Below are 25,054 nucleotides of genomic sequence, written 5' to 3' on the forward strand. Positions count from 1 at the left end.
CATGAAAACGATCCTCGTGCTGCTGGACGGCCTCAACTACCGGGTGGCGCACGACGCTATGGGGTATCTGCAGGCCGAATGCGCGGCGGGACGCGGGCGGTTGTACCTGCTGGAGAGCGAGTTGCCCTCGCTCTCCCGGCCGCTGTATGAATGCATTCTCACCGGCGTCACGCCGGTGGAGAGCGGCGTGGTGCACAATCACGTCTCGCGCCTTTCTCATCAACAAAGCGTGTTTCATTATGCGCGCGCCGCCGGGCTGAGCACCGCCGCCGCCGCTTACCACTGGTTCAGCGAATTGTATAACCGCACGCCGTTCGACGCCGCGCGCGACCGCCATACCGACGCCCCCGAGCTGCCGATTCAACACGGGCATTTCTATTACGACGACGGCTATCCCGACAGCCATCTGTTCGACGACGCCGAAAGCCTGCGCCAACGTCATCAGCCGGATTTCCTGCTGATCCACCCGATGAACATCGACGACGCCGGGCACCGCTTCGGTCTCTCTTCGCCGCAGTACCGCAACGCGGCGCGGCGCGCCGACGGCTCGTTGTCGCGCTATCTGCCCGAGTGGCTGGCGGCCGGTTATCAGGTGCTGGTCACCGCCGACCACGGCATGAACGACGATCGCAGCCACGGCGGGGTGTTGCCGGAAGAGCGCCAGGTGCCGCTGTTCGTGTTCGGTGCGGGCTTCAGCCTGGATGACGCCGATCCGCAGCAAACCGAGCTGTGCGGCACGATCTGCGATCTGCTGCAGGCGCCGCACGACAAGCCGCGCTGCCGGGCGTTGCTGGCGCAGGATGCGCGATGAACAGCAAAACCAAATGGATCGCCGCACTGTGCCTGCTGCCGTTTATCGTGCTGTTCGGCGCGTTTCAGATCGCCCCGCTGGTGTGGATCGCCATTCACAGCTTTTTCAGCGAGACCAGCGGCTGGGGCTGGGGCAACTATGTCGATATCCTCACCTCGCCGTTCTACCTGCAGGCGTTTCAGTTCTCGCTGGAGATCTCGCTATGGTCGAGCGTCTACGGCTTGCTGATCGCATTAGTTGGCAGTTACTCACTGCGCCAGCTCGGCCAGACCCGGTTTCATGACTTCGTGATGTCGTTCACCAACATGACCAGCAACTTCGCCGGGGTGCCGCTGGCGTTCGCCTTCGTCATTCTGCTGGGGCTGAACGGTTGCCTGACGTTGCTGCTGCGCAAATACGGCCTGATGGAGAGCTTCAACCTCTATTCGAAGAGCGGCCTGATCGTGCTGTATACCTACTTCCAGATCCCGCTCGGGGTGCTGCTGCTGTATCCGGCATTCGACGCGCTGCGCGCCGACTGGCGCGAATCGGCGGCGCTGCTCGGCGCCGGCCCCTGGCGCTACTGGCGGCATATTGGCCTGCCGGTGCTGGCGCCGGCGCTGATGGGCACCTTCGTCATCCTGCTGGCCAACGCGCTGGGCGCCTACGCCACGGTGTATGCGCTGACCACCGGCAACTTCAACGTGATCCCGATCCGCATCTCGGCGCTGGTGGCGGGGGACATCTCCCTCGATCCGAACCTGGCCAGCGCGCTGGCGATGCTGCTGGTGGTGATGATGGCGTTTATCACGGTGATCCACCAATGGATGCTGCGCAGGAGCTACCTCAATGCGCGCTCATAACCGGCTGGAGAATGCTCATGTCGCGTGTTGAACGCTTGTACCACCGCACGGTGACCGGCCTGCTGCTGTTGATCCTGCTGCTGCCGCTGGCGGCGACGCTGATTTACGCGCTGGCTACCCAGTGGGGCGCCACCATTTTGCCGGACGGTTTTACCCTGAAGTGGCTGACGGCGCTGTGGAGCGACCCGCGCTTTTTGCAGGCGCTGTGGCACTCGCTGCTGATCTGCTTCGGCACGCTGCTGCTGTCGGTGGTGGTGATCCTGCCGGCGATGTTTGTGATCGCTTACTACTTCCCCAAGCTGGACGCGGTAATGAACGTGCTGATTCTGCTGCCGTTCGCCGTGCCGCCGGTGGTGTCGGCGGTGGGGCTGATGCAGCTGTTCGCCGCCGATCCGCTGCCGCTGCTCGGCACCCCCTGGATTTTGGTGGGCTGCTATTTCACCATCGCGCTGCCGTTTATCTACCGCGCCATCAGCAACAACATGCAGGCGATCAACCTGCGCGATCTGATGGACGCCGCGCACTTGCTCGGCGCCAGCACCTGGCGGGCGGCGCTGTGGGTGGTGCTGCCAAATTTGCGCAAGGGCGGAACGATCGCCGTGTTGCTGTCGTTCTCGTTCCTGATCGGCGAGTTCGTGTTCGCCAACCTGCTGGTGGGCAGCCAGTATGAAACGCTGCAGGTCTACCTGTTCAACATGCGCAACGGCAGCGGGCATTTCACCAGCGCGCTGGTCATCTCCTATTTCGCCGTGGTGCTGCTCGTCACCTGGCTGGCGAACCTGCTGAATAAAAACAAGGGTTAACCCGATGGCTTATCTCAACGTCACCCGCCTGAACAAACACTATGGCCAAACCCAGGTGTTTCAGGATATCGATTTCACCGCCGAAGAGGGGGAGTTCGTCACCCTGCTCGGGCCAAGCGGCTGCGGCAAGTCGACGCTGTTGCGCTGTCTGGCCGGCCTGACTCCGGTCGACAGCGGGCAAATTTTACTGCAGGGCCAGGATCTGGTGCCGCTGGCGCCGCAAAAGCGCGGCATCGGCATGGTGTTCCAAAGCTATGCGCTGTTTCCCAATATGACGGTGGAAGGCAACGTGGCCTTCGGCCTGAAAATGCAGAAGCTGGCGGCCGGGCAGATCGGCCAGCGGGTGCAGGAGGTGCTGGCGCTGGTGGAGCTGAGCGATCTGGCGAAGCGCTATCCGCACCAGCTGTCGGGCGGCCAGTGTCAGCGCGTGGCGCTGGCGCGATCGCTGGTCACGCGCCCGCGTCTGCTGCTGCTCGACGAACCGCTGTCGGCGCTGGACGCGCGCATCCGCAAACATCTGCGCGAGCAGATCCGGCGCATTCAACGCGAGCTGAACCTGACGGCGATCTTCGTCACCCACGATCAGGAAGAGGCGCTGACCCTGTCGGATCGCATCGTACTGATGAACAAGGGGCAGATCGTGCAGAGCGGTGATGCGGAAACCCTGTATACCCAGCCGGCGGACGCCTTCGCCGCCGGTTTTATCGGCAACTATAACCTGCTGAGCGCCGAACAGGCCGGCCGGCTGACCGGGCGCAGCTATGCCGGCAAGGTGGCGATCCGCCCAGAGTCTATCGGGCTGTTGCCGGCCGGACAGGGGATCGGCGGGGTGATCCTTGGCCACAGTTTGCTCGGGAATGTGGTACGCTATCGGATTCAGGTTCGCGAGGTAGAGTTGCTGGTTGACGTGCTCAACCGTTCAGTGGCCGATCTGCGGCCCGACGGCGCGGAAATTGGGCTACACTTGGAACCTGTTGTATTGCGGGAAGTTGCATGACTTCGCAGCGCGGCGCCGGGGCTCTCCCACCGCCGCCTTAACCCTTCTCTTCTGCGGTCTGCCGCCCGCCCGCTGTCCTGCCAGACCCACGCCCGGCAGGCGGGACCGCGCGCTGTACCCGTCATCCTTTGGCTCGCCTCTCTGCGTCGCGTGACAGGCATCGGGTATCAGCCTCCTTTGGCCGGGCGTTAATGGAGCGTATCTTCCGTGCTGACCCTTCTTCACCTGCTTTCGTCCGTGGCGCTGTTGGTGTGGGGCACCCACATCGTGCGCACCGGGATCATGCGGGTTTACGGCGCCAATCTGCGGCGCGTGTTGAGCGACAGCGTTGAGAAAAAACCGCTGGCGTTCGTTTCCGGCATCGGCGTGACCGCGCTGGTGCAAAGCAGCAACGCCACCGCGCTGCTGGTGACCTCTTTCGTCGCGCAGGGGCTGGTGGGGCTGGCGCCTGCGCTGGTGATCATGCTGGGCGCCGACGTCGGCACCGCGCTGATGGCGCGCGTGCTGACCTTCGATCTTTCCTGGCTGTCGCCGCTGCTGATCCTGGTCGGTGTCTTCCTGTTCCTCAGCCGCAAACAGATGCGGATCGGCCAGATCGGACGCGTTCTGATCGGTCTGGGGCTGATCGTGCTGGCGCTGGAACTGATCGTGGCCGCCGCCACGCCGATCACCCAGGCGGCCGGGGTGAAAGTGCTGTTCTCGTCGCTGACCGGCGATGTGATGCTGGACGCCCTGACCGGCGCGCTGTTCGCCATCGTCAGCTATTCCAGCCTGGCCGCGGTGCTGCTGACCGCCACCCTGACCGCCACCGGCGTGATTTCGCTGAAGGTGGCGCTCTGTCTGGTGATCGGCGCCAACCTCGGCAGCGGCCTGCTGGCGATGATCAACGCCAGCGGCCAGAACGCCGCCGGGCGGCGCGTGGCGCTCGGCAGCCTGCTGTTCAAATTGGTGGGCTGCATCCTGGTGTTGCCGTTCGTCTCCTATCTGGCGGATGTGATGGCTCAACTGCCGGGCGGCAGCGAAGAGCTGGTGATCTATTTCCACGTGTTCTACAACCTGATCCGTTGTCTGGTGATGATCCCGCTGGCCGGGCCGATGGCGACGCTGTGCGAACGGCTGATCGTCGACGTGGCGGCCGACGACCCGCGCATGCGGCCGCGTCATCTGGACGCCAGTGCGCTGGATACGCCGACGCTGGCGTTGGCCAACGCGGCGCGCGAAACGCTGCGCATGGGCGACGTGGTGGAACACATGATGATCCTGCAGCGCGAAGTGCTGCACGGTAAGCAAGGCGTGGATAAAGAGGTGCGGCGACTCGACGATGACGTCGACGTGCTGTACACCGCCATCAAGCTGTATCTGGCGCAGATCCAGAAGGAGGATCTGGGCGAGGAAGACTCGCGCCGCTGGGCGGAAATCATCGAAATGGCGCTCAATCTGGAACAGGCGGGCGACATCATCGAGCGCATGGCCGGCGATGTGGGCGCCAAATCGCACGCCGCGCGCCGCGCCTTCTCGGCGGAAGGATTGGCGGAACTGGACGGGTTGCACGAACGGCTGATCGGCAACCTGCGTCTGGGGCTGTCGGTGTTCCTGTCCGGCGACGTCACCAGCGCCAAGCGCCTGCGCCGTTCCAAGCACCGTTTCCGCATTCTGGATCGCCGCTACGCGCACGCGCACGTCGATCGTTTGCACCAGCAAAACGTGCAGAGCATCGAGACCAGTTCGCTGCATTTGGGATTGTTGGGGGACATGAAGCGCCTGAACTCGCTGTTCTGCGCCGTGGCCTACAACGTGTTGGATCAGGATGCCAAGGACGACGATCGCGACTGGGAAGACACCCCAAGCACGCTGTAAAAAAACGCCCCCGGAAAACCGGGGGCGTTGCGTAGGGGAGGCGCGTTATTTGCCGCTGAACACGCCGGCTTTGGCGTCCGCCTGCTGAGTTGAGGCATGGCCGCTGGCGAACGGCACGTTGCCGTCGACGCTTTGCTTCGCCGCGCCGCCTAACAGTCCACCTACCGTGGCCGCCGCATCGACGCGGCCGCCGCCCTGATAGCGCAGGCCGCTGACGTCCTGCTGGCTGACCTGGCTACCGCCCAGTTCCACCTTGCCCTGCTGGCTGCGGATTTCGCCGCCGGTCAGTTGGGTTTGGCCGCCGACCTGCAGCGCCACGCCGTGCTTACCGGCAATCGCCGATTGCTCGCCGACCGCATTGTTGTTCACCACGTCGGCATTGACCTTGAGCTGCCCCTGGCGACCCGCCGGCCCGGTGATGCTGTCTTTCACCGCGCCGCCGACGGTGCGTGCGCCGCGATCCCACAGTGGGCCCTGCGGTTTTTCGCCGGCCGGCGTTTCCGGCAGCGTGACTTTGCCGTCAGCCTTGCTGAAGCTGACTGCACCGGTGGTATCCTGCTGCGGATCGAGGCGACGCGCCACGCTGTTGTACTTGTCGGTGGTGGCGTCGGCCACTTTGTTCACCCCGGCTTCCAGTTTCTCTTTCACTTTACCGGCGTAGCGCGGCGTGCCGACCTTCGACAGCTTGGAGGTGATGCTGCTGCCCGGATCGTTGCTGTGGCTCAGACCGGCATCCACATCCACCTTCACGCCTGTCTCGACGTCTTTGCGGCTTTCAACGCGCAGATCGCCGCCCACCTTGCCCTGTACGCTGTCGGCGTCGACGCGCGCGCCGGCAAGGCGGGTGTCTTTGCCGCTGTTGAGCGCCACGTCGCCCGCGGTGATGCCGGTGTTGGCGTGGGTGGTTTTATCCTGCTGCTCCACGCCGACTTTCAGACCTGCGCCCAGCGTGTGGGTGTCTTTGCCGGTGTTCGGATCGACCTTGCCGCCGGCGTCCTTGTTGAAGGTTTGACCGCCTCTGGCGTTGGCTTTGATGCCCAGATTCCAGTTGTCCTTATGCTGCTCGTTCTTGGCGGACTCCAGCAGGATGCCGCCGTTTTTCGCTTCGAGCGCGGCGCTGCCGCCGCTGACTTTGGCCCCCTGCAGATGCAGCGCGTCATCGCCTTTGCCGTTGGCGGACAGGGTGACCTTGCCGTCTGAGGCGATAGTGACGCCCTGGCGTTCTGTCGTGGACTCATTGACCTTGGCGATGTCGAAGGCGCCGCCGGCGGAGAGGCTGCCGCCGGTTTTTTCCTTGCTGTCGCTGCTGCCGGCGCCCAGATCGATATTGCCGGACAGCTTGCTTTCCTTACGCGTTTGGGTCGATTCCGCCGCCTGCAGCGCGACCTTGTTGCCCGCGTTCAGGCTGACGTCGCCCTGGCTCTTGACGTTGGTGCCCTGCAGCGTCAGATCGCGGCCCGCCTTCAGCGCCACGCCCTGGCCGCTGACGTTGCCGACCTGCGCCGTGCTGCTGCTGCTTTCACCGTTGTTGGTGCCGCCGCCGAAACCGGCGCCGAAGTTTTTGCTGTCGGCGGTGAAGCCACCTTTGGCGGACGCTTTGACGTTAAAGCCGCTGTGGTTCTCGCTCTGTTTGTCGCTGGCCTGATCGAAGCGGATATCGCCGCCGGCGTTGACGGCGGTTTTACCGCTGCCGCCGTTCAGCGCGGTACCCTGATAGACCGCGTCTTTTTTCACGTTGACGTTGATGCCGTTGGCCGCGTCGATCGAGCCGGTCACCGCCTGGCTGGCGCTGCTGTTGCTGCGCTGGGTGCCGCCTTCGCCCTTGGCGTCCACGGTCAGATCGCTGCCGGTGGTGGTGTAGACGCGCACGCCGGCACTGCCGCGGGTGTCGCGGCTCTGCTCGTCCTGACGGTTTGCCGCGGTTTCGCTGCGGTGGCTGTCCGCCGTCAGGTTGACCGCGCCTTTGCTCGCCTGGTACTGCGTGCCCTGATCGCGCACTTCGCCTTTGGCATTGATGTCGATGCTGCCGGCTTTCACCGAGCTGACCACCGCCTGCGAGCTGCTGCTGTGTTTTTCGCTGCCGCCGCCCTGTGCGCCGATATCCAGGCCGACGTTAGGCGCGCCGATGCCGCCGATGTCGTTGATAACGCCGGTAGCGTCCAGCTTGGCTGCCTTGCCGACCGCGCGCTCGACCGGACGGGTCACGGCGCTGTAATCGACGTTGGCGCCGATGTTCACGCCGACGTCGGTTTTGGTGGTGGTGGTGCTGGCGGTGTCGGCAGCGGCAAGGTGATCGACGCCGGCGGCGTTTTCTTGATAGGCGCCGCCGACGCTGTGCTGCGCGCCTTGCTGGGTCAGCTTGTCGCGGGCGTTGATCGTCAGGTTGCCTTTGACGTCGCTGCCGGAGGTGATCGCCTTGCTGCTTTGCGTCTGGGTTTTGCTGTTCTCGTAGCCGGCTTCCACGCCGCTGCCGAGTTTGTCGATGCCGCCGGTGTAATAGAAACCGCCGCCGATCTTGGTTTGCTCGGTGTTTGAGACCGTTTTGTCGTCGGCCGCCAGGAACGAAACCTTGTTGCCGCTGACGCTGGCGTCGCCTTTGTCGGCGACCAATTGAGAACCGCTGAAGGTCACGTCCTTCTCCGCCTTGAGCTTCACGCTGCCGCCGCTGAGGCTTGAGGCGCTATTCTCGGTGCGGGTGGTTTTCTCGCTGTCGCGGGTGTGCTCGATGCGCAAACCGGCGCGGTACTGCTTGTCACCGGCTTCTTTGGCGTAGCCGTTAACGGTGAGCGCGGTCTTTTGCTCGTCGATGTTCTGCTGCCGCTCGGCCGCCTTGACGTTGATGTTGCCGGTCTTCGACTCGACGCTCAGCTCACCGCCGCTGGCGACCTGGCTGCCGATCACGTCGGCATCCTTGTGGCTGACCAGCGTCAGGTTGGTGTCGGACTTCAGCTCGCTGGCGGTGCTGCTCTGGTAGCTGTTGTCGGCCTTGTGCGAACTGCTGGTGATGTTGAAGGCGGTGCCGGTGCGCGCGTCGATTTTGTCCACGGTGGTGCTCAGCGCGTTGTCGATGCGCAGGCCGCCGTGGGTGGCGGTGACTTCGCCGCCTTTCTGGCCGCGCGCCTTGCTGCCGGTAATGGTGACGCCTTGCTGGCCGTTCAGGCGCAGGGTGCCGCCGCTGGTCAGCTCGGAAGCGTGGCTGATCTCGCGGCGATTGCTGTTGTTTTTGTTGTCGCCGCCGCCGATGCCGCCCCAGGAGGTTTTGTCATCGCGTACCGCTTTGGCGTTGGCGGTTTTCTGCACCCCGACCTGGATCTGGCTGTCTGCATCGATCGTCAGATCGCGCTGGGCATGGATCTTGGCGCCCTGAGTCGATACATTGCGACCGGCTTTCAACGTCAGTTCGCCCTGGCTGCGCAGTTCGCTGGCCTTCAGGCTTTCGCTTTCGTCGCTGCTGCTCCATCTGCCGGTGCGCAGGCTGGAGGTGTGATTGCGCTGGTAGCCGCGCTCGCTGGATTTATCCTTCTCCACCAGCCCGGCAAGGTGTACGTCGCGCGCCGCTTTGACGCTCAGCGCACGGTCGGCGCTGACATTGGCGCCCAGCAGCTTCACGTCTTCCTGGGTGCTGATGAGTTTGGCGCTGCCGCTGGCGGCGACGGTGCTGCCCGCCTGCTGCAGCTGCTCGCGTTCGCGGGTGACGTCGTATTGCCAGGAGTAGAACCAGCGATCGTCGGTATGGCCTTGCGTCTGCTTCAGCTGCTGGCCGTCGAGCGTCAGCTTACCGCCCTGCAGCGTAATGTCTTCGCCGCGGATATCGGTGGCGGTGAGGTGCGCATGATTATCCGCCACCAGGCTGATGTTCTTGCCTTTCAGCTCGGTGCGGGTCAGCTTCTGGCTGCTGCTGCGATCGTTGACGTAGATGCCGCCACGGTAATTTTGATAGTTATCGCCGCCGTTTTTGTTGCTGCTGGCGTCGTCGACGCGGCTTTCGCTGCGGATATCATAGGCTTTCACCTTGAGTTCATCGCCGGCGTTCAACGAGCCGGCCAGTTTCACGCCGCTGCCCTGCGCGGTGTTGATGATGTTGATGCGCCCGGCCTGCATGCTGCCGAGGTAGTAGCTGTCCAGCGCGGTCGGCGTCTGTTGGCTGGCCTGCACCGTGCCGTCGCGCGCTACCCGGTTAAGGCCGCTGATGGCGTTGATCGTCGCCGAGGTCACTTTACCATTCGAATGTTTGAAATCTTGCACGATCACTTCGCCGCGGCTGTCGATCTTCGGCGCGATCAGATCCAGTACGCCGCCGGCGTTCAGGGTGCCATTGAGGCTCAGCGTGTTGCGGTTGCCGAAGGTGCTGTAACCCTGCAGCACGCCGTTTTCCACCAGCGGGTTGCCGACCACCAGTGAGGAATGGCTGGTATTGATGAATCCGCAGCCCTGACAGCTGATGCCGTTCGGGTTGGCCAGCACGTAGTCGGCCGCCATGCCGAAGATCTCTTGCTGGCCATGCAGTAGCGACGGGTTACGGCCGATCACCTCGTTGAGGATCACGCTGGCTTCGCGTCCGCCCAGATTGGGGTTGGCGCCCAGTTGGCCGGCCAGCTGCGACAGCCCCGCCTCGCGGGAGTTGTTCAGCACCGCGCCGGGCTGGTTGACGTTGAAGTCCTGATATTGGTTGTGCGACAGCCCGTTGCCGTTCGGCGCGACGATATCGACCACCTGTGCGCCGGTGGCGGCGGTGGAGACGCCGGGGCCGTTGGCGCCGTTGGCCGCGACGATCTCTGCGGCGTAGGCGCCGGCGGAAGCGGCGAGAATAATCGCCAGCGCGGCGGCCAGTTTGCCTGCCGCCGAAAGTCTGAAGTTATTATTTTTCATCCATGTATCTCCGTATATTGCCGTGGGGTCCTGCAAAACTGTTGATTAAAAGGTGTAAGAAAAGCGGGCCAACACCTGAACGGGATCTTCAGGCGTGGCGTGGTTAGACAAAATCCAGCCGCGGCTGACCTCCAGATCGACCAGCGCCTGCCGGTAGCGTAACGTGGCACCGCTGCTCACCCCGGCGCTGCTGCGCCAGCCCGAGTTGTCCTGACGCGGCAGAATGCGGCCAACGTCGGCGCCAAGGCGCGGCGTCAGCGTGGTGGCGCCCAGATTGAAACTGCGGGACAGCGTATTTTGCAGATACCAGCCGTTGTCGCCGGACTGGGTGCTGCGGCTAAAGCCGCGTACGGCGCTGCGATCGGTGAGGCTAAGCCACTCCACGCCGGGCAGCGGGTCGCGGCTGTACTGGCCGTAGAACAGATTGTTGAGCTGATAGGTGGCGCCACCCAGCTGGAGGCGCTGGCTCAGGTTGGCGAACAGCTTGCCCTTGGTGAACTGGCTGTCGAGGTGCACCGAACTCGGGTGGCGATCGGCGCCCAGCCAGGGCAGGCCCTGCTCGACGCTGAGGTTGGCGCTGAACACGCCATTGGGCAGAATTTGCAGGTGGCTGGCGCTCAGCTCGGCCAGGGTCAGCGTTGGGCTGCTGACCTCAAGACGCACGCTTTCGAAGTAGTTGTCGATGCGTTTGTAGGTCAACTGGCCGCTCAAGCTGTCTATCTGATCGTGGTCGCGATAAAACACGTAGTCGCTGCGCAGCCCGTACTGTTGGGTCTGACCGTGCAGTTTGACCACGTTGTGCGGCAGCTGCTGGTGGTTCTCATAGGACGAGAAGCTGGCGAACCCGCTGAAGGTGAACGCGCCGTACGGCAGCGAATAGAGCAGGGTGTAGGCGCGATTGTAGCGGTGAGCCGGGTTTTCCAGCGTGCTGTTGGCGTTCAGGCTGACAAAGTCCGACAGGCCAAACGGGCTGTCCAACGTGGCAGTGGCGCGCGCCAGCCACCGGCCGGTGCTTTTTTGGCCGTAATTATCCGTGCCGGCGGTAATCAGCCAGGGCTTGGCATGCTGATTGCGCAAACGAATAACCGAACCGCCAACCTGGCGGCCGGGCAATATATCCAGCTTGGTGGTATTCGATTGCAAACGATTGGCCTGATCCAATCCCTGATCGAGCTCGGTTAATTTCAACGGCTTGCCTTCCAGCCCCGGAAATAATAAACGGCTGTTGACCCAGCGATCGCCGCCTTCTATTTTCTCGATAAATCCTTCCGTCACGCTTAACCCCAATTCTCCTTGTGAATTAGGGCGAACAATTTGCACGCGCGCGGTGATATAGCCCTTTTGCACATAAAGACGCGTTAATTCACGGGTCAGGCGATTGATATCGTTGCTGCTGATGCACTGTTCCGGCAGCGCGCTCAGGGCCGACAAATCGGCCGGCGAGAGTAGGGTGACTCCCTGCAGATAAACGCCGGCGATCGGCAGGCACTGCGCGGACTGCGGCAGTGCGGGCGCGGCCGGTTCCGGTTCCGCCAGCAGGCGCTGTTGCTTCAGCTGCTGGTAGCGGCGTTGCTCAATCAACTGGTTGACTTCACGCGTGCTGTCTTGCAACGCGCGGCGCGACTCCCCCATCGACATATCCCGCATCATGTGGGAGTCCGGCAGGGTTTCGGCGGAAAGGGCCGTGCTGACCAGCAGCGTCAAGGCGGTGATTTTTTTTATCATTGTAATCCATTCTGAGAGGCCGCCGGGGCAGCCAGCCCAATCCATGAGGTTAACCACGGGCGGCCGACGGCCGGCCCGAAATAATGAGCGACATGCACATTGCGAGGTATCTTGATTTGCCGCAGCAAATAAGACGGTGGGTATATATCTAAATAATAATTAGGCTGCTTCTTTTATGGCGGGCAACCCTGGTGACTTAATTAATTAAAAAAAGTGGAGCGTCTCTTCCTCTTGCCAACATTATCGGCATGGATAGGAAGAATCTGAATTTTTATTTTTCACGGATGATAGGGGATGAGGGGAATTATGACAATCCGACCAGTGGGAAATACGAAATTTCGCAGGAAAGAAAAGGGACGCAATTGTTTGCGTCCCTACAGGCGGTTTATTTCTTCTTGATAGGGCGGCCGGACCAATAACCCGCCAGCAGTGAACCGGAGAGGTTGTGCCAGACCGAGAACAGCGCGCCTGGCAGCGCGGCCAGCGGCGAGAAGTAAATTTTGCCCAGCGTGGCCGCCAACCCGGAGTTCTGCATGCCCACTTCGATCGCCAGCGTGCGGCAGGTGGACTCGTCGAAGCCGAACAGTTTGCCGCCCCAATAGCCGCTCAGCAGACCGATGCCGTTGTGCAGGATCACCGCGATGATAACGACCAGGCCGACCGAAGCGATATGGCTTTGGCTGCCCGCCACCACCGCGCTGATGATCGCCAGAATGCACACCATCGACAACGCCGGCAACAGTGGCTCGATGCGCTTCACCACCTTGGTCAGGGTATGGTGGACGATCAGGCCCAGGCCGATCGGGATCACCACAATCTGCAGAATGCTCAACAGCATGCCCATGATATCGACGCTGATCTCGGCGTCGACGTACAGACGGGTCAGCAGCGGCGTGGCGAACACGCCCACCAGCGTCGAGACCGCCGAGATGGTCACCGACAGCGCCACGTCACCCTTGGCCAGATAGATCATCACGTTGGAGGCGGTGCCGCTGGCCACGCTGCCCACCAGCACCATGCCGGCGGACAGATCCGGCGGCATGCGGAACAGCATCGCCAGGATCCAGGCCGCCAGCGGCATGATCAGATAATGCAGGAAGATGCCTGCCGCCACCGGGCCGGGGCGCGCCAGCACGCGTTTGAAGTCGTCGAGCCGCAGCGTGACGCCCATGGCGAACATGATCAGCATCAGCAGCGGGCTGACGTAGGGGCCGATAGCGGTAAAGGTGGTCGGCGTGTAATAAGCGGCGACGGACAGCAGTATCGCCCACAGGGGAAATAAGCGCGTGAGTAGTGCCAGCATGCAGGTTTTCCTTAGCCAGATTGAGAACGGTGGATGTGGTTGTGTTTTTATTGCGGGCTCAACATGCTGAACCCCTGCAGGTTTTGAACGGATTTTTTAGACGCAGGGGCGCAGCATGCTGCGCCCGCAATCAGGGATAATGACTTATTCGAACAGGTTGTGATGCAGGGTACGCACCACCTGCTCGGCTTCTTCGCCCGGCACCAGGAAGCACAGGTTATAGCTGCTGGCGCCGTAGCAGATCAGGCGGATATTGAACGGATCGAGCACGCCGAACACCTCTTTGCCCACGCCGCAGGCGCGCGACAGCTGGTTGCCGATGATCGCCACCAGCGCCAGGTTTTCTTCCACTTCCACCCGGCACAGCGACGACAGTTCGGTCAGCAGTGAGGTGGTCAGCAGGCTGCCGCCGACGGAGGTGGCGCCGGTGGTGTCCATGGTCAGTGCGATGCTGACTTCCGAAGTGGTGATCAGATCGACGGAGACATTATGGCGCGCCAGGATGTTGAACACCTCGGCCAGGAAACCGCGCGCGTGCAGCATGTTCAGGCTGTGCAGCGTCAGCAGCGTTTGCTTGCGGCGCAGCGCCAGCGCGCGGAACAGCGGCGGGTTCTCGGTGGTGTTGCACACCAGCGTGCCACCGGCCGCCGGATCCTTGCTGGAGCCGACGAACACCGGAATATCGCTGCGCACCGCCGGCAACAGGGTGGCCGGATGCAGCACTTTAGCGCCGAAGGTGGCCATTTCCGCCGCCTCTTCGAAACCGATTTTGTCGATGCGCTTGGCCGCCGGCACCACGCGCGGATCGGTGGTGTAGATGCCCGGCACGTCGGTCCAGATATCCACCCGGCCGACGCCGAGCGCTTCGCCGAGCAGCGCGGCGGTATAGTCGCTGCCGCCGCGGCCGAGCGTGGTGGTGCGGCCCTTCGGCTCGCTGCCGATAAAGCCCTGGGTGACCACCAGCGCTTCCTGCAGGCGCGGCTGCAATTGCGCCCGGGCCAGTTCGCTGAGCGCGGCGCTGTCCGGCACGGCGCGGCCGAAGTGATCGTCGGTGCGCATCACTTTGCGCACGTCGAACCATTCGGCCTGCACGTTGCGGGCGCGCAGGATTTCAACGAACAACAGGGTGGACATCAGCTCCCCATGGCTGACCAGTTCGTCGGTCAACGCCGTCGAGGTGGCCAGCGACGCGGCTTCCGACAGCATGGCGATGTTTTCCAGCAGGCGGTCTATTTCGTCGCGGATCACCGCCGGCGCCGCGAGGCGATCGAGGATGGCGTACTGGATACGCCGGATTTCATCAAGCTGGTAATTGCGTTTGTCGGCCTCGCAACCCTCGGCCAGGGCGACCAACAGGTTGGTGACGCCCGCCGAAGCGGACAACACCACCAGGCGGACCTGCGGGTTGGCCAGCACGACGTCGGCGCTGCGGTTCATGGCTTCAAAGTCGGCGACGCTGGTGCCGCCGAACTTGGCTACCACGGTGGAATTCTGGGGTGCTGCTTGGTTCATCTAGAAACCTCGTGTCAGGGATGCCCGTTTGGGGCACTGTAATTCCATAGCCTTGGCACAAGGGGAGAGCGGTAAACAGGGGGCAGGCGTAGAGGTCAGGCTACGATACACCCAGAAGCGCCCCACCTTGTCGATCGCCCTGCGGGCGATCCCCTGGTGACAACCCAGGGGATTCAGCCCCTGTAGTCGATACGATAATGGCCGGCCATTACCCTACCTCGGCGTCGCTCCCCCTCGGGTGCCGTCAACGGAGAAACGGCTCCTCTGACACTCTACCTGGGCGACGCGCCTCTTCTGGCTTGCGCACCGGGTGCGCAAGTAGGCTGTTAGGAATAGCCGGTTATCACCATTCTGTCAACGTACAGACGGTGAGGGATTTTCATCTTGCACCAGCGCGATAAGCGTACAGGGCATCGCGGGCGTGGAACCGGCGCCAATCGGTTGCAGAGAACCGTCTTCCTTTTGGCTGAATAGCGGAATAACGCCCTGATGTTTCTCCAAATACTCCAGCCAACCGAAATTTTCGTTCAATTTGGTCGCTTTGATGGTGGCCCCTCTGGCGAGCAGGCTGCTCAGGCGGCCGTAGGTGGCTTCCTGATTAAATAAAATTTCATGCCGGCGGAAACGCGAACTTTCCGCGCTGGCGCCGCGCCCTTTCAACGGCGCCCCCGAACGGATGGCGAACACGTGATCTTCGCCGAAGAGGTGACCGAAGTGATAAACCGCCAGCGCGTTCTGGTGGCGATTGGGCGACAGCGCCAGCACCTGGGCGATATTGCTCAGATCGAGGTAGTTCTCGGCGTGTTCGGAGTAGGCGTGGCCATAGTAGGCCGGAATGCCGTCCATGCGCGCCTGACGGTAGTATTCCCAGCTGCTGTCGGTGACGATCACCGGCACGTTCAGCTTGATCAGCGCCTGCGCCAGCATGCGCGCCACGCTGTTGGCGCCGACGATCAGCACGCCGCGCGGTTTCTGCTGTTGCACCCGCAGCCAGCGCGCCATCATGCCGCTGGTCAGGCTTTGCAACACCACGGTGCCGATGATGATGGCGAACACCACGGTCACCAGCCGGTCGGCGCCCTGATAGCCGCTGCGCTGCAGCGTCAGCGCGAACAGCGAACTGACCGCCGCGGCCACGATGCCGCGCGGGGCGATCCAGCACAGCAGCAGCCGATCGCGCCAGTGCAGGGAAGAGCGCCAGGTCGAGACCGCGATGCACAGCGGCCGGGCGATGAACTGCACCGCCAGCAGCAGCAGGAGCAGCGGCCAGCCCATGTTCCACAGCGCCTGGATGTCGAGCCGCGCCGCCAGAATGATGAACAGCGCCGAGATCAGGATCGCCGACAGCTCCTCTTTGAACGCCAGAATATCGCTGGTGTCCACGTCGCGCATGTTGGCCAGCCAGATGCCCATCACCGTGACGGTCAGCAGGCCGGATTCGTCGGCGATGGCGTTGGAGACGCCGAAGGCGGTCAGCATAATAGCCAGCACCGCCAGGTTCTGCAGGTAGCGCGGCAGCCAAACGCGGCGCAGCGCCAGGCCGAGCAGGTAGCCGAACAGCGCGCCGGCGATCAGGCCGACGGCGGCGGTCACGCCCAGCGTCCAAAACAGGTGGGTATAGGACTCCGCATTCTGCTTCAGCACGATAAACTCGAACACCAGCAGGGTGAAGATGGCGCCGACCGGATCGATGACGATCCCTTCCCAGCGCAACACCTGGTTAATGTTGGCGTTCGGCCGCACCACGCGCATCAGCGGGGCGATCACCGTCGGCCCGGTCACCACCGTCACCGCGCCGATCAACGCCGCCAGCTCCGGCGGGAAATCCAGCAGCCACCAACTGGCGAGGCTGATGACCAGAAAGGTGACCAGCATGCCGACGGTGACCAGGTTGCGCACCACGCCGCCGAGGCCGCGTATCTCCTCGAAACGCAGCGTCAGCGCCCCCTCGAACAGGATGATCGCCACCGACAGCGACACCAGCGGAAACAGCAGATCGCCGAACAGCAGATCCGGCTGCACCAGATGCACCGTCGGGCCGAGCACGATGCCGAACAGCAGCAGCGGCAAGATGGCCGGCAGGCGCAGCAACCAGGCCAGCCACTGCGCCAGCAGCGACGCCAGGCCGATAAGCACCAACATGAGCGGGGCGGATAATTCCATAAGCGAGATCCCTTTCAAATGACGAAATAAACGACGATGACACAGCCTGATGACAATTCGGCAACTCCGATAACAGGCCGTTAGCCAAAAGTATAGAGTGAAAGCTGAAACGAGGCGGCAATGCGTTGACAGTTAGCGCCTATCGCAAGAAAAGCGATCATAATCACAGTCGAACAGGCTACAATCGGACAAACGCGTCATTTTTATTCTCAAGCCTAAGAGTGTTGCTATGAAAAATATCAATCCTAGTCAAACCGCTGCTTGGCAAGCCCTGCAGCAACATTATGCACAGATGAAAGACGTACGGATCGCTGACCTGTTCGCCGAGGACAGCGATCGTTTCTCCAGGTTCTCCGCGACCTTCAATGACCAAATGTTGGTGGACTATTCCAAGAACCGCATCACGCAGGAAACTCTGGAGAAGCTGCAGGCGCTGGCGAAAGAAACCGATCTGCAAGGCGCCATCAAATCGATGTTCGCCGGTGAGAAGATCAACCGCACCGAAGATCGCGCGGTGCTGCATATTGCCCTGCGCAACCGCAGCAACAGCCCGATTCTGGTCGACGGCAAAGACGTGATGCCGGAAGTGAACGCGGTATTGGCCAAGATCAAACAGTTCTGCGCGCGCGTCATCGGCGGCGAGTGGAAAGGCTACACCGGCAAGCCGATCACCGACGTGGTGAACATCGGCATCGGCGGTTCGGATCTCGGCCCTTACATGGTGACCGAAGCGCTGCGCCCTTATAAAAACCACCTGAACATGCACTTCGTCTCCAACGTCGACGGCACCCACATCGCCGAAACGCTGCAGCCGCTGAATCCGGAAACCACGCTGTTCCTGGTGGCCTCCAAAACCTTCACCACTCAGGAAACCATGACCAACGCCCACAGCGCGCGTGACTGGTTCCTGAGCAGCGCCGCCGATCAACAGCACGTGGCCAAGCACTTCGCCGCGCTGTCCACCAACGGCAAAGCGGTAGCCGAGTTCGGCATCGATACCGACAACATGTTCGAATTCTGGGACTGGGTCGGTGGCCGTTACTCCCTGTGGTCGGCGATCGGCCTGTCGATCGCGCTGTCCATCGGTTATGACAATTTCGAGCAGCTGTTGAGCGGCGCGCACGCTATGGACAAGCACTTCGCCGAAACGCCGGCGGAGAAAAACCTGCCGGTGCTGCTGGCGCTGATCGGTATTTGGTACAACAACTTCTTCGGCGCCGAAACCGAAGCCATTCTGCCGTACGATCAGTACATGCACCGTTTTGCCGCTTACTTCCAGCAGGGCAACATGGAATCCAACGGCAAGTACGTCGATCGCAACGGCAACCCGGTGGATTACCAGACCGGCCCGATCATCTGGGGCGAGCCGGGCACCAACGGCCAGCACGCGTTCTACCAGCTGATCCACCAGGGCACCAAGCTGGTGCCGTGCGATTTCATCGCGCCGGCCATCAGCCATAACCCGCTGGGCGATCATCACGCCAAACTGCTGTCCAACTTCTTCGCTCAGACTGAAGCGCTGGCGTTTGGCAAGTCGCTGGAAGTGGTGGAAGCCGAGTTCGCGGCGCAGGGCAAAACCCCTGAGCAGGTCAAGCACGTGGCGCCGTTCAAGGTGTTTGAAGGCAACCGGCCGACCAACTCGATCCTGCTGCGTGAAATCACCCCGTTCAGCCTGGGCAGCCTGATCGCGCTGTACGAGCACAAGATCTTCACCCAGGGCGCGATCCTGAACATCTTCACCTTCGATCAGTGGGGCGTGGAGCTGGGCAAACAGCTGGCTAACCGCATCCTGCCGGAGCTGGCGGGCAGCGAGAAAATCAGCAGTCACGACAGCTCGACCAATGCGCTGATCAACCGCTTCAAGGAATGGCGCTAAGCGTCTGAGCTGAAGCCAATAAAAAACCCGCCGCGGCGGGTTTTTTTACGTCTGCAAAAAATTACAGGTTGATCGGCACTTCGAAGCTGACGCCAGCGCCCACGTCGTCGGCGGTGCTGTGATCGTTGTCGGTGTACCACAGGCTGGTATCGAACTTAACCTGGGACGGGAAGGTGTAACCCCAACCGACCTGGACGCCCTTCAGCGTATCGGATTTCGGGAACGCCTGGTTGATGCTTTGGCTCAGCGGGTTCACCTTGGCGTATACCAGACGGGTGCTCCAGCGCTGACTGTCGTCCAGCACCAGCTCGACGCGGCCGGACAGCATCTGGCCGTCGCCGCCCATCGCGTGACCCAGCGGGTAGCCCTGCTGATAGTAGCCGCCTTTGTAGATGTAGTGGTTGTACACGTAGTTTTTACGGCTCATATCCGAACGGGTATCGGAACCTTCAATATACCAGTTGATGGTGGTCGGGCCCCATTCCGGGTGACCTTCCAGACCGAGCAGATAGGTGTTTTTCGACGGCAACATGCCGGCTTCATCTTCGCCGACCAACTGGCCATAGAGGCTGACCGGCAGGCCGATCAGCGGCTGCATTTTCAGCTTGAAGTCGAAACCGGCGAGCTGGTTGCCCGGATCGTTGCCCTGACCTGAGTCATCGTTATCGTTACCGCTAAAGGCATCCCAGAATGAACTCCATGACTGCGGACGGCCTTTCCCCCCCCACTGCATGATGCGCGATGCGCCCAGCTCGACGAAGTCGGTAGGCATCATGGTGAAACGGCCGCCGATCAGTTTGGTGTGCGGTACAGAACTGTACTGCGACAGCTGGCCGGCGGACAGCTGGTATTGCCAGCGGCCGATCCACGACAGCCACGGGGTTTCAAACGGCGATTGGTCGGCGCGCTGCAGCATAAAGCCGGCGACCGGGCGCGCGGCGTCGGAGCGGATCAGGCTGCCGTCGTAACCCGGGCCCCACCACTGGGAAACCTCGCCGAAGGAGAGCCATTGGTTCCAGATCTTCACCGCGCCGTAGGAGCCGTTCATGTTGAATTTGGAACCGTCGCTGACACGCTGATCGCCTTCCACCGAGCCCTGCAGACGCACGTCCCAGAACTCGCCGTTGGCGCCGGCGCCGATGGTCAGGCGATCGTCGGCGTACTCGTTTTGGCCGAAGCCCTGCGGGGTGCCGGGTTTATCGGTCGAGGCGTAACCGCTGACGCGGATGTTGGCTTTCAGGGCGTCAACGCGGCGTTGCACGCGGTCGATGACGTTTTTCTCGGTGTTGGTCACCGGTTTGGCCTGCGCGATAACGGAACTGATCTCTTCCTGACTCAGCGGCCAGGTGGACAGGCTGACGTTGATGACGCCGCGGTCAGACAACCAGGCGAGATCGTTACGCAGATCGTTGTCAGGGGCTACCAGGCCGGCGGCGTGGCCGGACAATGCACAGGTAAACAGGCCTGCAGCGACCAGTCCGTTAAGTTTAGCGCGCATAAAGAATTCCCTTGTTAATTCGAGGTTATTGGTTTTATGTAAAGATCTCTGTGACCCATGATAGTTGACATTTCGATTTGCTACAAATCTATAAGCCAGAAACATCTTATTATAACGTGATGAATTAAATGGGGTTTAAAGTGCTTTCGCGAAGGGCGGAATTTTTAGGACAATGCCTATATTGGCACGGTTGAATCATATAAGCGGTATTCAGGAGAGGTTTTATGGCAAAAACGTCGCGTTCGATCATGATAGCGAAGGGGCTGCAGCGGGTGCTGAACGTGGGCTTGTTGCTGCTGGCGGCAATTCTGGTGGTGTTTCTGGTCAAGGAGACCATCCATCTGGCGAAGGTGTTATTTATTAACAGCGAAGAGTCGTCCTCTTACCTGTTGATTGAAGGCATCGTGATTTATTTTCTGTACTTTGAATTTATCGCCTTGATCGTCAAGTATTTTGAGTCGGGTTATCATTTCCCGCTGCGCTATTTTATTTATATCGGCATTACCGCGATTATTCGTTTGATTATCGTGGATCACAAAAATCCCATCGACACCCTGATCTACGCCGCGGCGATATTGGTGCTGGTGGTGACGCTCTATCTGGCCAACACCGACCGGCTGAAACGGGAGTAGCTGAGATAAAAATGGCGGCCAAAGGCCGCCAAAGACACAGGATATAATTACCCGTCATCTTTCAAGCGACAGCGTTGTTGACTGCACTCGCTAACCCCAGTTACTTACTGAAGTAAGCGCCTGGGCTTAGCGAGCTGGTCGCCTAGCTGTAACTTGAAATCCATAGGGTAAAAGATAAGGAAAAACATCAAACGCACTGCAGTGGCACAAATTACCCCTTCACGCCGCCGGCCGTCAGGCCGCCCACCAGCCAGCGCTGCGCCAGCAGGAACACGGCGGTAATCGGTATCGCCGACAGCACCGCAGCAGCGGCGAAGTCGCCCCACAGGTAGTTCTGCGGGTTGAGATATTGCTGCATCCCCACCGCCAGCGTGTAGCTGTTCACATCGCGCAGCAGCAGCGACGCCACCGGCACCTCGGTGATGGCGGCAATAAACGACAGAATGAACACCACCGCCAGAATTGGCACCGACAGCGGCAACAGCACCAGACGGAACGCCTGCCACGGCGTGGCGCCATCCAGCGCCGCCGCTTCTTCCAGCGAATTGTCGATGGTTTCGAAATAGCCTTTGATAGTCCAGACGTGCAGCGCAATGCCGCCCATGTAGGCGAAAATCACGCCGCCGTGGGTGTTCAGGCCGATAAACGGAATGTACTGGCCCAGGCGGTCGAACAGGGCGTACAGCGCCACCAGCGACAGCACCGCCGGGAACATCTGGAAGATCAGCATGCTCTTCAACAGCGCGCTCTTGCCGCGAAAACGCATGCGGGCGAAGGCGTAGGCGCAGGTGGTGGACAGCGTCACGATGCCGATGGCGGTGATCGCCGCGATCTTGACTGAGTTCCACAGCCACAGCAGCACCGGGAACGGCGGCGGCGTCACGCTGCCGTCGGCGTGGGTGACGCTGAAGCCGAGCGCCAGCCGCCAGTGATCCCAAGAGAGGGTTTCCGGTATCAAGCTGCCGGTGGCGAAGTTGCCGGCGCGCAGCGAGATGGCCACCACCATCAGCAGCGGGAACATGATCAGGGCGATAAAGCACAGCATCAAGATATGGGTGATCCACAGGCGCAAGCGCTGGGATTTGGGTTGAACCATGGCCATCGTTATTCTCCCTAATCGAAGTTCATCTTGCTGGCTTTCAAATTCAGGATCGCCAGCGCGCCCACCAGCAGGAAGATCAGCGTGGCGATGGCGGCCGCCAGGCCGAAGTCTTGCCCGCCGCCGCCTTCGAAGGCGATGCGGTAGGTGTAGCTGACCAGCAGATCGGTATAGCCGGCCGGCGTGGTGGTGCCGATCATGTCCGGGCCGCCGTTGGTCAGCAGCTGGATCAGCACGAAGTTGTTAAAGTTGAAGGCGAAGCTGGCGATCATCAGCGGCGTCAGCGGCTTGATCAGCAGCGGCAAGGTGATGCGGAAGAAGTTTTGCCACGGGTTGGCGCCATCCATCGCCGAGGCCTCGTACAGATCGTCCGGGATCGCTTTCAGCAGCCCCATGCACAGGATCATCATGTACGGGTAGCCGAGCCAGGTATTGACGATCAGGATCATGCTCTTGGCGGTGAGCGGATCGCTGAACCAGGCGGGTTTGATGCCGAACAGATGGCTGAGCATCATGTTGATTTCGCCGAAGCTCTGGTTGAACAACCCTTTGAAGATCAGGATCGAGATGAACGACGGCACCGCATAGGGCAGGATCAGCAGCACGCGGTAGATCGCCTTGCCTTTCAGCGCCTCCCACTGCACCACGCAGGCCAACACCATGCCGACCGCCACGGTGAGGATCACCGTCATTACCGAGAACACGATGGTCCAGATGAAGATCGACACGAACGGTTTCTTGATGCCTTCGTCCTGCAGCACCCGCAGGAAGTTTTTCCAGCCGGTGGTGACGGTATAGCCGGGGCTCAGGGTTTCCTGCGCCCAGCCGCCGTCGGCGTTGATCGCCTGATAGAAGCCGATGTCGCCGTTCGGCCGATAGCGCACCTGGGTCTGGTTATTGGTCAGCGTGCTGCCGTCTTGGTCCAACGCATACAGCGGGCGGGTGCCGGAGAATTGGCGAAGAGAGCTCATGCGCAATTCACCGCCGTCGGGCAGTTGCGCCACCAGCTGGCTCAGCGCTTGCCGGTTTTGGGTGATCACTCGCAGCGTGGCGCGTTCGCCCTGCGGCGCGGCGCTCTGCGTGGTCAATGTCAGGGTTTGCGGCGCAGCGGCGTCGAGGCGGAAAGGCTCGGAAATCAACGGCTGTTCACTGTCCGGCGAGGTTAATTGCAGGCGCCATTGCTGATTTTCCGCCGGGTAGAGGCCGAAGGTGAAGGTTTTGCCGCTCTGGAACTGGCGTTGCATCAGCACCGATTGCGCGCGCTCAAAGGTCAGCTGGTTGGTGCTGCTGTAGTTGGTAAAGGCGATGGCGATGGTGCAGATCAGCGGGAACAGGACGAACAGTCCCATGCCGGCGACGCCGGGATACACATAGCGCCAGGCGTAGGCGCGGCGGTTGGCGAAGACGTAAAGTCCGGCGCTGACCAGGATCAGCGTCAGGATGGCGAACAGGTATTCACCCTGTGCATACATCAACACAATCAGGTAGCAGGTCACCAGGCTGAACAGGCCGACCACCAGCCATTTCAGCGCGTCGCTTTGCCACCACTTCGATTTTTTACGCGCAGGCGTCCCGGCGTGAGCGAATTGCATAGGGCGTTCCTTTCTGTGAAGCAATGGCGGGGCGCCACGGCGCCCCGCACGACGTCGTTACTTGGTGATGCGGGTCTGCACGTCGTCCAGCGCGGCTTTCACCGTCTGACGGCCGCTGACGGCGTTGATCACTGCACTGCGTTCGGCGTACCAGAAGGCGCTCATCTGCGGGATGTTCGGCATGATTTCCCCATTTTGCGAGTTCTGCATGGTGGCGGCGATCTTCGGATCTTTGGCCAGCGCCTCCTGGTAGGATTTCAGCGCCACCGCGCCCAGCGGTTTGTCTTTGTTGACGTCCGCCAGCCCTTCGTTGGTCAGCAGGTAGTTTTCGAGGAACTCGGTCGCCAGCTCCTTATTCGGGCTGGCGGCGTTGATGCCGGCGGTCAGCACGCCGACGAACGGCTTGGACGGTTTGCCTTTGAAGGTCGGCAGCAGCGTCACGCCGTAGTTGATTTTACTCTGCTCGATGTTGTTCCAGGCCCATGGCCCGTTGATGGTCATCGCGGTCTGGCCTTTGTTGAACGCGGCCTCGGCGATCGAGTAATCGGTATCGGCGTTGATGTGTTTGTTTTTCACCAGATCGACGATGAACTGCAGGCCGGCCTGTGAACCGGCGTTGGCGACGCCGACATCCTTGATGTTGTATTTGCCGTTTTCATACTTGAAGGCATAACCGCCGTCGGCGGCGATGATAGGCCAGGTGAAGTAAGGTTCCTGCAGGTTCCACATGATGGCGCTCTTGCCGCCGGCGCGCAGCTGTTTGTCCAGCGCCGGGATCTCTTCCCAGGTCTTCGGCGGCTGTTTGACCAAGTCCTTGTTGTAAATCAGCGACAGCGCTTCGACGGCGATCGGGTAGCCGATCAGCTTGCCGTCATAGCGCACGGCGTCCCAGGTGAACGGGAACAGCTTGTCCTGGAAGGCTTTGGACGGGTGGATTTCGGCCAACAGGCCGGACTGCGCATAGCCGCCGAAGCGGTCGTGGGCCCAGAAAATGATGTCAGGACCGTCGCCGGTGGCGGCCACCTGCGGGTATTTTTCTTCCAGTTTGTCCGGGTGCTCGACGGTGACCTTGATGCCGGTGTCTTTTTCGAATTTCTTGCCGACTTCCGCCAGGCCGTTATAGCCCTTGTCGCCGTTGATCCAGATAACCAGTTTGCCTTCCTCAATCTTGGCGAAGGCGGAAGAAGAGAGCACCAGGGTGGCCAGTGCCGAGAGCGCCAGCGTGCGGGCGAGGGTAATGCTGCGAGTCATAATCCAGTCCTTCTTTTTGTGGGCACATAAATCAAGGAGAGACGTTTCGCGGTAATAGTGGGTCACAACGCGACATATTCTCATCCTCCCCCCCTCTACGCCCCTAAGATGAGGAGTGTGATCCAGTTAACGTTGTGCTCTATTCTGTGGCGTCAGGCACAAAATAGGGGGGCGATTTTTGCCAGCCGGATCACAGATTTGCCTTAAGCGCGGAACTTCTCATC

The 25,054-nt window shown here is 61.4% G+C and carries 16 protein-coding genes and 1 riboswitch; of the genes, 7 read left to right on the forward strand and 9 right to left on the reverse strand.

The genetic code is table 11. The features are described from left to right. The first annotated feature begins 1 nt into the window (after position 1). The 5 genes from MMS95_RS01430 to MMS95_RS01450 all read left to right on the forward strand — a co-directional run bounded on the left by MMS95_RS01430 (position 2) and on the right by MMS95_RS01450 (position 5,310). Positions 2–811, forward strand: coding sequence for an alkaline phosphatase family protein (locus MMS95_RS01430; RefSeq protein ID WP_044030312.1), 810 nt, complete (start codon positions 2–4; stop codon positions 809–811). Continuing rightward, positions 808–1,653 carry an ABC transporter permease subunit gene (locus MMS95_RS01435; protein WP_004936665.1) on the forward strand — a complete coding sequence of 282 codons (846 nt, stop codon included), beginning with the start codon at positions 808–810 and terminating at the stop codon, positions 1,651–1,653. Before MMS95_RS01430 ends, MMS95_RS01435 begins: the two co-directional genes overlap by 4 nt. 17 nt (positions 1,654–1,670) lie before the next feature. Continuing rightward, positions 1,671–2,456 carry an ABC transporter permease gene (locus MMS95_RS01440; RefSeq protein ID WP_015379246.1) on the forward strand — a complete coding sequence of 262 codons (786 nt, stop codon included), beginning with the start codon at positions 1,671–1,673 and terminating at the stop codon, positions 2,454–2,456. Positions 2,457–2,460: 4 nt separating this feature from the next. Beyond that, a complete protein-coding gene (locus MMS95_RS01445) occupies positions 2,461–3,453 on the forward strand; it encodes an ABC transporter ATP-binding protein (RefSeq protein WP_033631956.1) in 993 nt (330 codons plus the stop codon). A 207-nt stretch (positions 3,454–3,660) separates the two neighbouring features. Beyond that, positions 3,661–5,310: a Na/Pi cotransporter family protein gene (locus MMS95_RS01450; protein WP_004936675.1), complete on the forward strand. Its 1,650-nt coding sequence runs from the start codon at positions 3,661–3,663 to the stop codon at positions 5,308–5,310. A 45-nt stretch (positions 5,311–5,355) separates the two neighbouring features. Here the strand turns inward: MMS95_RS01450 and MMS95_RS01455 are convergent, their stop codons facing one another. The 5 genes from MMS95_RS01455 to MMS95_RS01475 all read right to left on the reverse strand — a co-directional run bounded on the left by MMS95_RS01455 (position 5,356) and on the right by MMS95_RS01475 (position 16,882). Then, positions 5,356–10,179, reverse strand: coding sequence for a hemagglutinin repeat-containing protein (locus MMS95_RS01455; RefSeq protein ID WP_242141335.1), 4,824 nt, complete (start codon positions 10,177–10,179; stop codon positions 5,356–5,358). A gap of 45 nt (positions 10,180–10,224) precedes the next feature. Further along, positions 10,225–11,904 carry a ShlB/FhaC/HecB family hemolysin secretion/activation protein gene (locus MMS95_RS01460; RefSeq protein ID WP_242141336.1) on the reverse strand — a complete coding sequence of 560 codons (1,680 nt, stop codon included), beginning with the start codon at positions 11,902–11,904 and terminating at the stop codon, positions 10,225–10,227. A gap of 385 nt (positions 11,905–12,289) precedes the next feature. Then, positions 12,290–13,207, reverse strand: a complete 918-nt coding sequence (gene panS, locus MMS95_RS01465; protein WP_033631960.1) for a ketopantoate/pantoate/pantothenate transporter PanS — start codon at positions 13,205–13,207, stop codon at positions 12,290–12,292. A gap of 144 nt (positions 13,208–13,351) precedes the next feature. Next, positions 13,352–14,719, reverse strand: a complete 1,368-nt coding sequence (lysC, locus tag MMS95_RS01470; protein WP_004936686.1) for a lysine-sensitive aspartokinase 3 — start codon at positions 14,717–14,719, stop codon at positions 13,352–13,354. A gap of 107 nt (positions 14,720–14,826) precedes the next feature. Then, a riboswitch (Lysine riboswitch) is annotated at positions 14,827–15,021 on the reverse strand. A gap of 52 nt (positions 15,022–15,073) precedes the next feature. Beyond that, positions 15,074–16,882, reverse strand: a complete 1,809-nt coding sequence (locus tag MMS95_RS01475) for a sodium:proton antiporter (RefSeq protein ID WP_004936687.1) — start codon at positions 16,880–16,882, stop codon at positions 15,074–15,076. Between the two features lie 229 nt (positions 16,883–17,111). On the opposite strand from MMS95_RS01475, the gene pgi reads away from it, so the two are divergent. Further along, on the forward strand, positions 17,112–18,758 hold the full coding sequence (gene pgi, locus MMS95_RS01480; RefSeq protein ID WP_004936690.1) for a glucose-6-phosphate isomerase: 1,647 nt from the start codon (positions 17,112–17,114) through the stop codon (positions 18,756–18,758). A gap of 61 nt (positions 18,759–18,819) precedes the next feature. Here the strand turns inward: pgi and MMS95_RS01485 are convergent, their stop codons facing one another. Continuing rightward, positions 18,820–20,256 carry a capsule assembly Wzi family protein gene (locus MMS95_RS01485; RefSeq protein ID WP_033631963.1) on the reverse strand — a complete coding sequence of 479 codons (1,437 nt, stop codon included), beginning with the start codon at positions 20,254–20,256 and terminating at the stop codon, positions 18,820–18,822. Positions 20,257–20,480: 224 nt separating this feature from the next. On the opposite strand from MMS95_RS01485, the gene psiE reads away from it, so the two are divergent. Further along, a complete protein-coding gene (gene psiE, locus MMS95_RS01490) occupies positions 20,481–20,888 on the forward strand; it encodes a phosphate-starvation-inducible protein PsiE (RefSeq protein ID WP_015379238.1) in 408 nt (135 codons plus the stop codon). A 211-nt stretch (positions 20,889–21,099) separates the two neighbouring features. Here the strand turns inward: psiE and malG are convergent, their stop codons facing one another. The 3 genes from malG to malE are packed head-to-tail and all read right to left on the reverse strand — an operon-like array spanning position 21,100 to position 24,830. Next, positions 21,100–21,990 (reverse strand): maltose ABC transporter permease MalG, encoded by an 891-nt coding sequence (gene malG, locus MMS95_RS01495; RefSeq protein WP_118891639.1) that lies wholly within the window; start codon positions 21,988–21,990, stop codon positions 21,100–21,102. 11 nt (positions 21,991–22,001) lie between these two features. Continuing rightward, positions 22,002–23,579, reverse strand: a complete 1,578-nt coding sequence (gene malF / locus MMS95_RS01500; RefSeq protein WP_242141337.1) for a maltose ABC transporter permease MalF — start codon at positions 23,577–23,579, stop codon at positions 22,002–22,004. Between the two features lie 57 nt (positions 23,580–23,636). Continuing rightward, positions 23,637–24,830, reverse strand: coding sequence for a maltose/maltodextrin ABC transporter substrate-binding protein MalE (gene malE / locus MMS95_RS01505; RefSeq protein WP_016930286.1), 1,194 nt, complete (start codon positions 24,828–24,830; stop codon positions 23,637–23,639). Between the last annotated feature and the right edge of the window lie 224 nt (positions 24,831–25,054).

Source organism: Serratia sp. PGPR-27 (assembly GCF_022678525.1).
GTDB lineage: Bacteria > Pseudomonadota > Gammaproteobacteria > Enterobacterales > Enterobacteriaceae > Serratia > Serratia nematodiphila.